Source organism: Corynebacterium intestinale, from assembly GCF_023574125.1.
GTDB classification, from domain to species: Bacteria; Actinomycetota; Actinomycetes; order Mycobacteriales; family Mycobacteriaceae; genus Corynebacterium; species Corynebacterium hesseae.
Genome location: NZ_JAMKFF010000001.1, coordinates 276,269 through 291,339, shown reverse-complemented (window position 1 = coordinate 291,339; position 15,071 = coordinate 276,269). Strand labels below are relative to the sequence as shown.

At 61.6% G+C, this 15,071-nt stretch carries 12 protein-coding genes and 1 tRNA gene; 5 read left to right on the top strand and 8 right to left on the bottom strand.

Annotated features, from left to right (window positions below; all coding sequences use genetic code 11):
• Positions 1-150 precede the first annotated feature (150 nt).
• From M5J06_RS01320 to M5J06_RS01300, 5 genes are all read left to right on the top strand, one after another.
• On the top strand, positions 151-936 hold the full coding sequence (locus tag M5J06_RS01320; protein WP_070708381.1) for a (Fe-S)-binding protein: 786 nt from the start codon (positions 151-153) through the stop codon (positions 934-936).
• Positions 936-2,441, top strand: a complete 1,506-nt coding sequence (locus M5J06_RS01315) for a LutB/LldF family L-lactate oxidation iron-sulfur protein (protein ID WP_250223777.1) — start codon at positions 936-938, stop codon at positions 2,439-2,441. Before M5J06_RS01320 ends, M5J06_RS01315 begins: the two co-directional genes overlap by 1 nt.
• The gene (locus tag M5J06_RS01310) at positions 2,438-3,067 is read left to right on the top strand and encodes a LutC/YkgG family protein (protein ID WP_144014730.1); all 630 of its coding nucleotides are present in this window, start codon (positions 2,438-2,440) and stop codon (positions 3,065-3,067) included. Before M5J06_RS01315 ends, M5J06_RS01310 begins: the two co-directional genes overlap by 4 nt.
• 104 nt (positions 3,068-3,171) lie before the next feature.
• Positions 3,172-4,764 (top strand): alpha/beta hydrolase, encoded by a 1,593-nt coding sequence (locus M5J06_RS01305; RefSeq protein ID WP_070597091.1) that lies wholly within the window; start codon positions 3,172-3,174, stop codon positions 4,762-4,764.
• A 138-nt stretch (positions 4,765-4,902) separates the two neighbouring features.
• A tRNA-Arg gene (locus M5J06_RS01300) sits at positions 4,903-4,976 on the top strand.
• A 202-nt stretch (positions 4,977-5,178) separates the two neighbouring features.
• On the opposite strand, the gene M5J06_RS01295 is transcribed toward M5J06_RS01300, so the two are convergent.
• From M5J06_RS01295 to M5J06_RS01260, 8 genes are all read right to left on the bottom strand, one after another.
• A complete protein-coding gene (locus M5J06_RS01295; protein ID WP_250223776.1) occupies positions 5,179-5,619 on the bottom strand; it encodes a hypothetical protein in 441 nt (146 codons plus the stop codon).
• A gap of 308 nt (positions 5,620-5,927) precedes the next feature.
• Complete coding sequence (locus M5J06_RS01290) at positions 5,928-6,134, bottom strand: hypothetical protein (RefSeq protein ID WP_154737117.1); 207 nt, start codon at positions 6,132-6,134, stop codon at positions 5,928-5,930.
• Between the two features lie 182 nt (positions 6,135-6,316).
• Positions 6,317-6,610, bottom strand: a complete 294-nt coding sequence (locus M5J06_RS01285) for a molecular chaperone GrpE (protein ID WP_250223775.1) — start codon at positions 6,608-6,610, stop codon at positions 6,317-6,319.
• A gap of 66 nt (positions 6,611-6,676) precedes the next feature.
• On the bottom strand, positions 6,677-7,186 hold the full coding sequence (locus M5J06_RS01280) for a MarR family winged helix-turn-helix transcriptional regulator (protein ID WP_070531202.1): 510 nt from the start codon (positions 7,184-7,186) through the stop codon (positions 6,677-6,679).
• A gap of 24 nt (positions 7,187-7,210) precedes the next feature.
• Entirely contained in the window at positions 7,211-9,784 is a 2,574-nt protein-coding gene (locus M5J06_RS01275) for an AAA family ATPase (protein WP_250223774.1), read from the bottom strand.
• Between the two features lie 2 nt (positions 9,785-9,786).
• On the bottom strand, positions 9,787-10,911 hold the full coding sequence (locus tag M5J06_RS01270; RefSeq protein ID WP_250223773.1) for a metallophosphoesterase family protein: 1,125 nt from the start codon (positions 10,909-10,911) through the stop codon (positions 9,787-9,789).
• A 62-nt stretch (positions 10,912-10,973) separates the two neighbouring features.
• The gene (locus M5J06_RS01265; protein ID WP_070562974.1) at positions 10,974-11,807 is read right to left on the bottom strand and encodes an SWIM zinc finger family protein; all 834 of its coding nucleotides are present in this window, start codon (positions 11,805-11,807) and stop codon (positions 10,974-10,976) included.
• Positions 11,808-14,879 carry a DEAD/DEAH box helicase gene (locus M5J06_RS01260; RefSeq protein ID WP_250223772.1) on the bottom strand — a complete coding sequence of 1,024 codons (3,072 nt, stop codon included), beginning with the start codon at positions 14,877-14,879 and terminating at the stop codon, positions 11,808-11,810.
• Positions 14,880-15,071 lie beyond the last annotated feature (192 nt).

Below are 15,071 nucleotides of genomic sequence, written 5' to 3'. Positions count from 1 at the left end.
GTCGATAATGTGAGTTTTGGGCGGTAGGCTTAAAGGTACACACTCGAAAAATGCCCAGTGCGGCTGTCCTGGTAGCGCGCATCCGAGCACAACTCCGCTGTGCACAGCACGGGACAAGCCACATGGAGGCAGATTAAGGAGCGCTCACAAATGCGAATAGCATTGTTTTCCACCTGCATCGGTGATTCACTCTTCCCCGATGCACACAAGGCCACGGCCCTCATTCTCTCCCGCTTAGGACATGAGGTGGTCTTCCCGGAGCAACAGACCTGCTGCGGCCAGATGCACATTAACACCGGCTACCAGGAGCAGACCTTGGGTATGATCCGCACCTACGCGGATGCCTTTGCGGATCCATCCATCGATTACGTCGTCTCCGCTTCCGGCTCCTGTGTAGGGGCCGTGCGCGAGCAGCACGAGATGATCGCAAACCGCTTCGGCACCTCCGCCGATGTGGACGGTGCAAAGAAGGCCGCCGGCAAAACTTTGGACTTGCCGGAGTTTCTTGTCGACGTCGCCGGTGTCACCAACGTCGGTGCCTTCTTCCCCCACCGCGTGACCTACCACCCTTCGTGCCACGGCCTGCGCTTCCTCAAACTGGGTGACCGCCCCTACCAGCTTCTTAAGGAGGTCGAAGGAATCGACCTCGTCCAGCTACCTAATGCTGAGGAGTGCTGTGGTTTTGGCGGCACCTTCGCCCTCAAGAACGCCGAGGTTTCTGCAGCGATGGTCGGTGACAAGACCCGCCACATCCGTGAAACCGAGGCCGAATATATTACCGGCGGTGACTCCTCCTGCCTGATGAACATTGGAGGCGCTCTGGCTCGCCAGCGCTCCGGTGTTCGCGCTATCCACCTGGCGGAAATCCTCGCCTCCACCAAGGAACACCCGTGGACTCCCACCTCCGCGGCCTACTCCAAGGAGAAGATGCTCTAATGACTTCCTTCCTCGACACCACCCCTCCCCGCGCCCCAGAAGGCTACGGCAACCTGCGTGGTTCGAAGGCGTTCGTGCCGCTGGCACACGTTGGCCTCAATAACGCCACCCAGCGCCGCAACCTGCACCACGCCACCACCACCATTCGCAACAAGCGCCAACACGCCGTGGAGGAAACCCCGGACTGGGAGCAGCTGCGTGACGCCGGTTCCGCTCTCAAGGATGACGTTGCTGTTCGCATGGGCGAACTGCTAGTCCAGTTCGAAGAGCAGGTGACCAAGCGCGGCGGCATTGTCCACTGGGCGCGCGACGCCAAGGAAGCCAACGAGATCATCGAGGGCCTCATCCGCGAGACCGGTGAGACCGACGTGGTCAAGATCAAATCCATGGCTACCCAGGAAATCGCGCTCAACGAGCACCTGGAAGAAGCCGGCATTCACGCCCAGGAGACTGACCTGGCGGAGCTCATCGTCCAGCTGGGTGAGGATAAGCCTTCCCACATTCTGGTCCCGGCCATCCACCGCAACCGCGCGGAGATTCGGGACATCTTTGTCAACAAGATGCCGAACACCGATGACTCCCTCAAGGCCGAGCCGGCGGAGTTGGCTGAGGCTTCCCGCAGCTTCCTGCGCGAGCAGTTCATGAAGGCCAAGGTCGCCATCTCCGGCGCTAACTTCGGTGTCGCAGAAACCGGCACCATCAACATCGTAGAATCTGAGGGCAATGGCCGCATGTGCCTGACCCTGCCGGAGACCCTCATTACTGTCATGGGTATTGAGAAACTGGTCCCGACCTTCCAGGACCTTGAGGTCTTCCTGCAGCTGCTGCCGCGCTCCTCCACCGCTGAGCGCATGAATCCGTACACCTCAATGTGGTCCGGTGTGACCGAAGGCGACGGCCCGCAGAACTTCCACATCGTGCTTCTGGACAATGGCCGCACCGCAGCCCTGTCCTCTCCCAAGGGCCACGAAGCACTCAAGTGCATTCGCTGCTCTGCCTGCCTCAACGTCTGCCCGGTCTACGAGCGCGCCGGCGGACACGCCTACGGCTCTGTCTACCCGGGCCCAATTGGCATCTCCCTGACGCCGCAGTTGACTGGTATGAAGGACCACAACGATCCGTCGGCAAGCTTGCCTTATGCCTGCTCCCTGTGTGGCCGTTGCGACGAAGTATGCCCGGTGCGCATCCCGCTCTCCCAAGTCATTTTGGAGAACCGCTACCAGAAGGTCACTAACGCCACCCCGCCGGTGGAGGAAAAGCTCTTCCAGGTCGTGGAGCTGGTGTGGAAGAACCCGAAGATCTGGAACCAGATCACCCACATGGTGGCGCTCGGCCGTGTCCTCGGTGGCTTCAACGGAGTCATCGACAAGCTACCGCTGTTCATGTCTGGTTGGTCCGAGGTACGCGATACTGCCGTTCCGCCGAAGAAGTCCTTCCGCCAATGGTTCAACTCTGACGAAGCTCAAGAACTCCTCGCCCAAGCCAAGAAGGAGGGCATCAAGTGACCACCGCCAAAGAGGAAATCCTCAACCGCATTGCCGCCGCCCAAAAGCAGGCCGGCCTGCCGGACCACGTAGAGATCCCGCGCGAATACCAGAAGGAAGGCACGCTCAACGAAGATGAGCTGCGTGAGATGCTCGTGGACCGCCTCGAGGACTACAAGGCTGACGTGCACGTCACCGATGAGTCCGGCCTGAACTCCACCCTCGTGGGCATCCTCAAGGAGCGCGGCTGCTCGAACGTCGTCTACGCCCCCGGCATGGACGCTGGGCTTCTCGCCGGCTTCGAGGGCACCATCACCCCGGATGACAACGCCAAGGACCCGCGTGAGCTCGACGCCGTCGACGCCGTGGTGACCGAATCCCACGTCACCTCCGCGCAGACCGGCACCATCGTGCTCGAATCCAATGAGACCTGCGGCCGTCGCGCGCTGACCTTGGTGCCGGACCGTCACGTGTGCATCGTGCGCAAGGACCAGATTGTCTACGGTGTCCCGGAGATGGTCTCCCGCATCAACCCTGAGCGCCCGGCAACGTGGATCTCGGGCCCTTCCGCGACCTCGGATATCGAGCTCTCCCGCGTGGAGGGTGTCCACGGCCCGCGCGATCTCATTGTGGTGATTGTTAAGTAGTGAGGCTTTCGGGGGCACCCGCCCTGTATGAGAGCTCGGCTCACATCACCCCTGACGCATAGGATAAGGCTCGTATCAATTTACGATTTTAGGAGCCTTGTTCTATGCGTCTTTCTCGCGTTTTAGGTTCGGTTCTAGGACCTGTAACCATCGCCGCTGGCTTGGTTGCGGCACCTGCCGTTGCTCACGCCGACCAACCCGCCATCAACTGGGGCCCGTGCCCGGAAGGGGTCACCGAAGAGCGCGCCGAATGCGGCCACGTGACCGTGCCGACCTACCATAATGCTCCCGAGAAGGGCACTATCGACGTCGGCCTTATCCGGTTGAAGGCCACGGGCGAGCGCCAAGGCACTCTGTTCACCAACCCGGGCGGTCCAGGCGGTGACGCGTATAGCTGGGTCAACTTCGCTGCCTGGCCTGAGGAAGTCAAACAAGGATACGACATCATCGGCGTTCAACCGCGTGGTTTGCGCGAGTCCGCACAGGTGAACTGCTCGTCAACTGAGGCGGGCGGAAACCCTCTAGAACAGCTGACAAAGATCGGCTCCATTACCCGCGATGACTGCGAGAAGAACACTCCGGGCTACACCGATTCCCTGACCACGGAGAACACCGCCAAGGACTGGGATGTCGTGCGCCAGGCGCTTGGTGAGGAGAAGATCAACATCTTCGGCCTCTCCTACGGCACCTTCTTGGGGTCCACGTACTCCACGCTCTATCCGGAGCACACCGACAAGGTCGTGCTGGACTCCGGAATGAACCCCAACATGGCGTGGAACCAGATTTTCGCTTCTCAGCAGGCTGGTTATGAGAATGCTCTGCATGACTTCTTTAGCTATGTGGCGAAGAACGACGCCACCTACCACGCCGGCACGACACCGCTGAAGGCCTACGAGCGCTGGTCTCAGATTGTGGCCGCGGAGGCGGGCGTGCGCCCCACCGTGCTTCCTCCGAACGCTCAGATTGGTGACCTCCCGCCGGGGCTCGAGTTTGCCGGCCAGCCCGGCGCCAATGTCATGACTGCGACCGGTGAGCTGCGCGTACAGGCAGAGCACCTCGCGGGCAAGGTCCAGAACCCGCAGGCTGTTCAGGCCACTTCGCCGACGCTCACCGCTACCCGTGACCTCCTTCCCCGCCCGGAGTCGTGGGACTCCCTAGCCAAGCACATTGGCGGCGTCGAAGCCATCAACTTTGAGGCGCAGGCCGCACAACAGGGCGAGCAGGACCCGCAAAAGGTCCAGCAAGAGATTCTCAACTCCATGAGCATGCAGAACATCATCATGTGCAATGAGAACACTGCGCCGACGGATCCGGCCTTCATACCGGCCTTCCTCTGGTCTAACTATGTCACGGTTGACCCGTTCTCACTGTTCAACGCGATGTATGCCTCCGGCGCCGGTTGCTCCGGCCGCGCACCGATCACTACCCCGATTGCCGTTTCTGGTGACAAGCTGCAGACCAAGCCGCTGCAGCTGCAGGCTACCGGTGACCCGCAGACCCCATACGCTTTCTACCGCGGCCTGTCTGACCCGATGCAATCCCGCGTGGTAACCGTCCACGGCCCAGGTCACGGGCACTTCGCGGTGGGCAACAAGGCTGTTGACCAGATTGTGGTTGACTACCTGCGCACTGGCGAGGTCCACACCGCGGATGCCCCGGGCTTCTTTGACCAGCCCCAGGAACAGCCGGCCCAGTAAGCGCCCCAGCGAAAAACTCGAAGCAGTGGCTACTCCGGCCGCTGCTTCTTTCCCACCACACCCCCATCGGCGCTAGGCCAATTACTGCGCTTCAGTCTTTATAGGTTAGAATCGCATCGTTGGCATTTCGCCAGCAATGCCCTTGTAGCTCAGCGGATTAGAGCATCGGTTTCCGGTACCGAAGGTCGCAGGTTCGAGTCCTGTCAGGGGCACTTTTTCATGCCCGCCTACCCCGAATCGGCCAGTACGCCCCGGCCCACTTTTTACGACGCCACGTTTGCGGGTGGGCGGCTTGTCTCATTTTGCATCTCCCCAGACCTGAAACCCGCAACCTGCAGGTGGGCGTCGCCTAGCGCTTACCAACGCCCCACCACCCACCAGGAGGTTTCGGGATCGAGGTCTGGGGATATGGAACTATCGCAAGCGCGCCTCTACATCCTCGACCACTTGCTTTGGATTCTTCGCCGAGGCAACAAGAGCGTTTGAGCCGTACTCGAAGCGCACCGTCGGCCCAGAGACGATATAGGCTGGTGCGCCATCGACGATGCGCGGGCCCGCACCTTCTTTAAGCCCCGTCTCAGGACCGATACTCACCCCGGTGATCTCGCGCAGGGGAATTCTCTTTGTGAAGACGCCAAAGACGGACACCGCAACCTCGCCATCGTTGACGGCGATCTTCACCCGCATCAGCAGGCAGGCCACGGTTGCAATGATGACTAGGGCACCAAATAGGATTGCTGCCCACGTGGAATCAATCATCGTGGGCACCACCGCTGACACGACGGCAAGGCCAACGACTATTCCCATCCACAGGAGCGGACCGTTGAGATAGCGAATGTAGATGCGAGAGTCCATGGAGTTCAGGCTATCGGATTAGCGCTCTCTCGGACGAATACGCCCTTCGCGCTCACCGAAAGGACGGGCGGCGGCTGATCAAGGAACGACGGTGAGCGCGAAGGGTGTAGGAGTCATCATGCCTCGAGACATCGCACTCGGAGATTAATTCTCAGGCTTAGCAGTGGCTCAAGCCGCCTGATGGATCCACGGCACGAGTTAGAGAGATGAGCCTGGTGATAAAGAGGAAGCCCCAGCAGGCAAATCTGCTGGGGCTTAAAGTCAAGCTGTTCTCCCCCTGCCAGGCGGCAGCGAGGGAGCGAACCAGGTTACTGGGTGATGTACTGGTTGACGATCGGCTGGGTGATGTCCAAGGTGCCGTGCTCGATGTAGTACATGCCGAACATCATGGCGCCCAGCATCACCACGGAGAGAAGCATAGAGGGAATCCACTGAACGAAGACGGATACCCAGCCGTCAGCCTTGTCACGTGCAGCTGCTTCGCGCTGTTCCTGAGCCAAATCGCGCTCGACCATTATGTTTTGTCCTTTCACTTAGCTCCCCTAGCCAGATGGCACTCTCGCTCAAGCTGCCTCTGAAAAGCGCGGGGATGCTCGCCCTTTAACACAGAGTATCTTAGCAGTTTAAACAGAGCCGCCCGTAGTTAAACCCAGTAAATCTAGCCGCCATCCACCTTTAGTATGACACCGACTGTGGGTTAGACCCCAGGGTCTTCGTTGTTGTTGAGCGCTTCGACGAATCCCTCGCGGTCTTGGAACATACGCTCAATATCCTCATCCGCGCCGATAATCCACAGCTGCGAGGCGTCATCGAAGGTCAGCGCGCCCTCCGGGTGCTGCTCGAGGGCCGCCTCAAGCGCGGTGGCTTGTTCCTCGGAGAGCTCATCCAGATCATCGACCGGGCCGACTTGGGCGCTGAGCTCTTTCAGCGGAGTAATGCCGTACGTAGCGTACTGGCGCTCGGGATGCTCAAACAGTTCTTGTCCCATCATGGTGCGGACAGATCACCTCCTGGTGAGTAAACGGTCGAAAACTAACACTACCCGTACGAAGCACAACTAGTCGGTGTGAATACCCAAGCGCTCATCCGGCACGAAGCCGTCATATCCCGGAAGGTTGCTTTCTGAAAGGACGCCTTCGCAGAAACGCAGGACCGCCGGAGCGTCGGCAGGATCGAGGTGATCAAAAACCATGCGGCGCACGGACTCGACGTGCTCAGGTACCGCCGCCTCTAGACGCTCCCGGCCGGACTTCGTCATGACGACCTCCACGCCGCGCGCATCGCCCGCACACTTTTCCTTGCGCACCAAACCCCGTTTTTCCATGCGGGTGATTTGGTGGGAGGCGCGGGAGCGGTCCCACTCCAACTCCGTGCAGAGTTCGCGCAGGCGCCGCGTGTGCGCGGGTGCTTCCGAAAGAGAAACAAGCACCGAAAACTCCGCGGCTGAGATATCGCCGCAGGCCAACAGGGTTTCCTCCATACCGCGATTGATCTTGCGAATGCTAGCTAGAATGTGGCGCCACAGATCCTGTTCGCTTTCGGTGAGCCATCGAGTGTCCGCTGTCATGGCTCATACCCTACACTCCGGGACTTAGGCCCTTGTAAGTTTCTCCATATCTAGCTCCATGCGCCCAGGCACCCAGGAATAGCGCTGCGGCATACAGGTCAGCACGATGACCTGGGTGCTTTTCCCTGCCTTACTAAACAGCGCCGCCATGAGCTGAAGGCGCTGGGAGTCCGTGGAACCCAACGCATCATCGATCAAAACAGGCACCGGTTCATCGGACACCAGCTGAGCTATGGCGAAGCGCGTCAGGATGCTCAACTGCTCTTTGGCACCGCCAGAGAGCGCGTCAAAAGACACGGTCTCACCGTCGCGGCTGCGAGCTTCGACCTTGAGCTCTTCCGACAGCTCGAAGTCCACATCCCCACCGAAGACTGTTCGCGCCAAGCTATTGAGCGCTGTGACAAACGGCGCGGCATAGCGCTGGCGCGCGGCGTCACGGTGGCGCAGCATGAGTGTGCGCAGATAACGCGCAGCCTCCGCGCGACGCTCGATAGCGGCGTGGCGCTCACGAGCAACCTCGAGCTCGGCGGCGGCTTTCTCCGCATCCTCAGCCGCACCGGAATGCATATCGATGAGTCCTCGGAACTCGCGCATGTCACCGACCGCTGCATTCACCGCTGCTTTCAGGGAATCCACGTGTGTACGCGCTCCCTTGGCTAGATGTTCGGCGGTGTCCACGTCTACCGCGGACATCTCCGCCAGCACTGCTCTTTCTTCCTGCAGCTTGGCCTGTGCTGCCTCGATAGCCGTGGTCACGTCGGCATCACTGAGTTGAGCACGGGCGGCCTCCACGGCTGCGGCCTTGGCATCGCGCTGCGCGGTTGCCTCCTCCGCGCGCACGGTGGCTACCTCTAATGCCGCGCCAGCCTTGTTCTCACGGTAGGGTGCCACAGCGCGGTCGAGTTCATCGAGCTTCCTGCGTAGCTCTTCTTCCTCCTGCTCCACCACGTCTAGCTCTCGCGGTTCCGCGGCCTCCTCAGCGCCCTCGACGTCCTCAGCCTCTTCTGCGCCGGCCTCAAAACGAGCACGCAATTCACCGAGGTCCTCCCCTCCCAACGCAGCAGCCAGTTCGCGCGCCGCGGAATCCGCGGCGGATGCGAGTTTGGCGTGTTTCTCGTGAGCGGCACGGGCCGACTCGAGGTCTTCGCACCCGGCATCCTCCAGCAGGCGCGCGAGCTCAGCGCGAGCCTGCTCTACGCCTTCCTCGCCGCTTTCGCCGGCACCGGCGGCATAGCGGGCGGTAACCTCGCCTACCTGAAGGGTCGTGCCCTCACGCAGCTCGACCGCGAGTTCTTCACCGCTCTCCAGAGAGCGTTCCTCGCCATCGACGGCGACGGAGCCATTCCCGGAAAAGTACAGCTTGGCAGCAGCCGCCGCTCGCAGGCGCTCCTGGACAGTGACCTCACGAGCCGCGTCTTCCAATGCTTTCAAGTTTGGTACGTCTGGAGCGGCAGCCAACACACGGCGGCGCGACGCCAAGGTCTCTTCCAGCTTGGTCAACGCTTCGAGGCGGGTGCCCAAGGCCTCACGTTCTGCGCGCCGCTGCGCGCGGCGAGCGCGCTGGCGCTCCTCGCGCACGGCCTCGTAGCACTCATGAACCTCGGCGCGTTCTTCCTCTAGTTTCGTGCGGGCGGCAGACTCTTCCTCGGCGCGCTCGCGGGCTTCGCTAACCGCAGTTGCGGCACGCTCGGCCGCTTCAACCGCTGCGGAGTGCTCAGCAATCACAGCCTTGCGCCGCGCCGATTCCTCCTCCGCGCGCGTCACAGCTTCCGCTGCCCGGGTCACTGCTGCCTCCTGCGCGGTGACCTTCTCCTGGGCGGCCCGGGCGGCGACTAGTTCGCTGTCACGGCGCTCGCACTCTTCTACGGCCTCCGGCAAAGCCGCTTCGGCCTCGGCCTTCTTCAGCTCAGCGGCTTCATAACGCTCCACCACACCGTCGAGCTCTCGTAGCGCGGACTCAGCCTTCGCGTGCTCCTCCTCCGCCTCTGACAGCGTGGCGATCGCGGCCTTATAGTCCCCCGCCGGCTTGTCCGTCTTCGCGGTGAAATACTCCTTGTACTCCGCCTCGATGCGCGTGAGCAGCTCGGAGTCTTCCGCCACGGCATTCGCCCCGGTCTGCTCCTCTAGTGCCGCAGTAAGGGAAGGAATGCCCACGGCGGCGATGCCCTCGTGGCTATCGTTTTGGCGGACGAAGAGGGCGTCGACAAGCGCGCGGTCCATATGCTCACTGAGAATGCGCTCCAGCTCCCCATCCGCTTCCGCACCAGTCCACTGGCCCGGGCGCGGGGAGAACACATGCAGCTCCGAGGTGCGCTTTTTCACCCACCGCTTGTGAATGCGGAAATGATAGGGCCCCACGGTGGCCTCCAGCGTGACCTCGGGCCCCACATCGCGGCCGGCGGGCTGCAGCGCCCTCACCGCCTTAGAGTTGGCGGTGTGTTTTTGCGTCAGCACAAAATCAATAGACTCCACCAATGTGGATTTGCCAGCCTCGTTCGGCCCGCCGATGACCACCACACCGGTTTCTGGGAGGTCCTTGACCTCCAGGTGATCCACGCCCCGGACATTATTGAGTTCAACAGAATGTAGCTGCATCATGATTAAGCTCCCTTCGCGCTGAGGCGGAACAGCAGGTTGGCGGCGTCGCGGGCGGTGGGATCATCTAAGTCCTCAAGCAGCTCCGCCAGGGCATCCGCGGCATAACCGCTCAAACTCAACTCGCTGAGCTCTTCTTCGGAGGGCGCCAGATGCAGATCCATCGTCCTCTCGCGCGGCTTGAGGGAGGCAAAAACCTCCTCCAGCTCCGCCAGCCCCTGCTCCAGACGAGCCTGCGCGCTCAAGCCCACGGTGCCACGCAGGCTGTATTTCACCGCGGTACGGATCTTCTCCGGCACGGCCTCGAGCTCCGCAAGGAAGCTTTCGACCTCCTCGAGTGAGTCAACGTCCGCATCAATCGCCCGGAAGTCCCAACGACCGACGCGGTGCTTGGCGACGTCCACCCGCTCCCCCTCAACGGTCACCACCAAGGCGTTGCCCGAGTCCCGCTCCCTATCGTCGAAGGCCGTAGTCTCTGGGCTGCCGGAGAACCACACCTTGCCGGTACGGCCCAGCGATTCCGTGGAGTGCGTATCCCCCAAGGCCAGATAATCAATAACGCCTTTATCCAGGCACTCCTCCACGAAGGAGAGGTCAATCGTATCGGCGTCCGAGTCCTCGCCCTCGCCCGCGCGGGACTCCACCTGGCCATGCCCCACCGCGATGCGTACCGCGCCTTCGTCAACAGGCTGCAGCGGCTCCAGCGCGCGGCGCACCAGGTCATAATTAGCCCGCTTGGACAGGTAGGGAGCGCCGACGATTTCCACGCCTGGGCGCACCTCGATGGGCTCTGAATCCGCGATGACGTGCACGTTATCCGCAAAGGAGTTGAAGAAGATGGAATCCGCCACGAGAGGATCGTGGTTGCCGGGCAGCAGGTAGACCGGCACCGGCAGGCGCTTGAACATGTCCTTGGCGCGCAGCAGCGTAGATTTGCTCAAGGAGTTGTGCTCAAACACATCACCGGCCACGACGATGAACTCCGCCCCTGTCTCGGTGGCCAACTCCCCTAGCCGCAGGACCGCTGCTTCGCGGTCATCATCAAAGCGCGACTGCGCGGCGGGACTTAAAAACCAGCGTGTCATTCCCAGCTGGAAATCTGAGGTGTGGATGAACGTAACCGCGGCCATGCAAACTCCCTACAACGTGGTCCAGGGCTGGCGCTTGAGCCTCTCCCCTGGGGTGGCAATGTCTAGTGCGTCAGATGATAGTAAAGGTCCTCGACATCGGAGACGGCCCGAAGCAAATCTATGTTCGTATGGCTGACAGACCTCATGGCCTTGCGCAGCAACTCCGGGTCGGAATCATCGACGGCGGGAGCGGTTTTCGGCTCCGGCAAGGGCGGCAATTCTCGCCCCTCCCAGAACAAGGCATTGCGCTCCTCGGCCGAGATTTCAGAGGCCGCGGAAGCGGAATAAGAGTCCTCCGAGGCCGACTTGGCCTGCTCCATGACCGCTTGCTCTAGGCGCGCAAAATCAAGTCCGCGCAGGGCGAAGATAACGGATGGGTCAGCGTCCATGCGGGCTGCCAGTCGGTCCGCCACCGCCACGACGTGCTTGCACACGTACTCCGGGTCGGGACAGGTGCAAGAGAAACGGAGGTCGTCGGGGTATTCGGCGATGAGGATGTCGAGGGAGGCGTCGGCAAGCATGCCCTCCCTGGCCTTCGCCACGGAGTTGGGGGTGCGTGCGAACATCTCCGACAGCCGCCCGATATCCTCGTTGTTGCGGTAGGGAACCTGGATGAGCACCGCGAAAGGCTCATTCTGGGAGCCCGCAACCTTGCCGTGCACAGCACCATTGCGCACGTCGAGGCCCACGACATGCCCCTCCGTGGCGTACTGGCGCCCGCGGCGGATGCGGCCGGAATCCGTCTGCTGATTCACAAAGTTGAGCAGGCGCGTGGCCGCCGGCTGCATGGTTCGCACGCGGTCGACGCGGTTGACCTCTTCCGGCGTGCTCACGCGCTTGCGGGTGCCGAAGTTGGCGTAGATGACGTTATTGTCTTCAGGATTCTTCGGTGCCATTTACTTCTCCTGCTCCCTATAGCTCATGAGATCCGCCAGCTGCTCGGGGCTCAGTTCGGTGAGCCAGCCCTCGCCCTCGCCCACGACGGCACCGGCCAGCTGTGTCTTGCCGTCGAGGATGTCTTGGATGGATTCCTCCAAGGTACCGGCGGTAATCATCTTGTACACCTGCACGTTGCGCTGCTGGCCGATGCGGAAGGCACGGTCCGTGGCTTGGTTCTCCACAGCCGGATTCCACCAGCGGTCCATGTGCACGACAATCGACGCCGCCGTGAGGTTCAGCCCGGTACCGCCCGCCTTGAGCGAGAGCAGCATGACAGGCGCCCCGTTATCGGCCTGGAATTCCTCCACCATCTGATCGCGCCGGTTTTTGCTGACCCCGCCATGGAGGAAGGGAATCTCGCAGCCCAGTTGTTCAGAGAGGTAAGGCTGGAGAACGTCGCCGAAGGCCTTGTACTGGGTGAAGATCAGTACGCGCTCCTGAGATTCGATGGCCTGGTCGATGATCCGCATGAGCTCCTCCACCTTGCCGGAGCGGTGCTTGCCCTTGATGGTGACGGGGCTACCATCGGCCAAGAAGTGCGCCGGGTGGTTGCAGATCTGCTTGATGCGCGTCAGTGATGCCAGGATGAGGCCGCGGCGCGAGATGCCCTCCTTTTTCTTCGCCAGGGCCTGCTCCACGTCATTGACCAGGGCCTTGTAGAGTGCTGCCTGCTCATCGGTCATGCGCACGGTGATGATCTGCTCGGACTTTTCCGGCAGGTCATCGATGATATTCGGATCCGTCTTAAGGCGGCGCAGGATGAACGGACCGGTGAGAAGGCGCAGGCGCTCCGCCATAACATCGCTGCCCTCGCGCTCGATGGCCTTGGCAAAGTGGTTGCGGAAGAAGGAGGCGGAGCCCAAGATTCCCGGGTTGCAATAGTCCAGGATGGAGCGCATCTCCGACAGGCGGTTCTCAATCGGTGTGCCGGTCAGCGCTACGCGGTGACGTGACGGGATGGCGCGCACCGCCTTGGAGGAGCGCGTGGAGGCGTTCTTGATCGCTTGAGCCTCATCGAGGACCACGCGGTCCCACTCCACCTTGCTCAAGGTCAAAAAGTCACGGCTGACCGTGCCATAGGAGGTAATGACGATATCGGCCTCCTGAGCTGCGCTGACCAATTCCTCGCCCTTCAGGCGCCCAGTGCCGTGTTGCACCATGACCTTAAAGTCCGGCACGAAGCGCGTAGCTTCCCTAGCCCAGTTGCCCACCACGGAGGTCGGCGCGACGACGAGGGTTGGCTTCCACGCCTCCGCTTCCCCATCTGTCTCCTGGGCAGCCTTTTCCACCGCCAGCAAAGACAGCAGCTGCAGGGTCTTGCCCAAACCCATGTCATCTGCCAGCACCGCGCCGATGTTGTTGCGGGACATCCAGTACAGCCAGTCCACACCGCGGCGCTGATACTCGCGCAGCTCGGCATGGACCGTATCGGGGATGTCCACGCGGTCGGGTGCCGTACTATCCAGCCCACCGAGCAGCGAGGTATGCCACTCGGATCCGGTGAAGGCCACGGGGTCCTCCGCCATGGACTTCAAGGCCATCTCGCGCAAGTCTGCAAGCGTTACCGCTTCTTCTTGCTCGCCCTCGTTGAATTCCTTGCGGCGGCGCTCCACCTCGGCCACCAGCTCTTCCCAACCAGGCTGCTCCAGCTGACGGGCCATCTCCGCGGTCGCAGCGAGCTGCTCCAGCTCCTTCAGAGCACGCTTGCGGGCTGTGTCCGCCAACTCGCGCATGTACTGCGAGATCTTGTTGAGAGCCTGGGTATCCGCCATGACCCACTCGCCGCGCAAACGAATCAGCCCGGACTTAGAAGTGATGAGCTCTTGCATTTCGGCGTCGGTAAGCTGCGTGTCACCCACCGAGAGCTTCCAGTCATAGCTGAACAGCTTCTCCATACCAATGTGCGCCTTGGTGGCGGCATCGGCCGGATCACGGACCTCCGTGGTTTCCAGCTTGGCCTTGGTCTCCATGTGGGACCAGGACTTGGGCAGCAGCACGGTGAAACCGGCCTTGCGCAGGGCGGCGGCGTCGTGGGTAACAAAATCCACGAGCTGCTCGGTGGTCAGGTAGACGTCCCAATCCCCCGCATTCCGGCTCGCCGGGGCGGAGTTGTACTTCAGCCGCGGAGCCACGTCGAAGGCATGGCGACGGGCCTCACGCAGCTTCTCGACGCTCCCCCGATCCAACTGGTCCTGCCGCACCGGCAGCGGCGAATCCGTACCGGAGCGCACCAGCAAGCGGATAGGCCACGCTGCGTCCTCGACGGAGTCAGTACTATTTGGCGGTTCCTCCACGAGGAAGACGAGCTGGAGGTCGACAGAAGTAATAGAGTCTTTCCACTCATTGAGCCCACGAAGCAGCTGGGCGCGCCCCTTCTTGACCGGCGCGGTTTTCAGCAAGGCCTGCGCGAATTCATGCCAGGGCGCGGCGCGTGGGGCATCGATCTGCGGGCGCAATTGGGTATAGGCAATCCAGTGCGTGAGCTCGTCGGCCAAATCATCCGAGAGCGCCCGGTTATTAATGGAGAGGATGCCGGGCGCGGAGGCTAGCATCTCTGCCAGCCAGCTGCGCTCGCCCAAGCCAGAAGCCAGTTGCCACATCGGGTACCACTCACCCGCCTGATACGACAGGCGGATGGTCACGCGGCCGGCACGGACGAAACGGTACAGGCCGCGATAGGCGCGGATGAGCCACAGGAGGTCCGGCGCAATAGCTGCACGCTGTTCCGCCGAAACCGCCTGGCTATCGGTATCGAGGTATTCCAGTTTGGCCAGTGTTTCCACTGCCTCATCCGGGGCGAACATGGCCATGGGGACCATGAGGGAGACGTCCTTGCCCTTCGGTGTGCGGAGGGAGACGCGCGCTCGGTTCCGGAAGGTCTTCTTGCTCAAGATGGTATCGACCACATCCGGAAAGGTTCCCTCCGGGACTGTTGAGGGCATGACGATCTTGTGCCCTTCGACCTGTTCGATCCATAGACTCAGGCCGGAGACGGGCAGCCAGAGGCCATGCAGCAGGTAAGAAGCCATAGGGGCCAGTTTAGCAGCACACCTTTGTGGGGAAAGGGTTGCAGAAAGTTCCCGATTCCTGCCCAAATACGCAATTGTTACAGTCTCGTTACATAACGGCGTAACACCAGTAAGACCGTGCATTAAGCTGTGACCAAGGTAACCAAATACTGGTCAAGGTGCCGAATTTCAGTTGGGTAGGGCCTTTTGCCT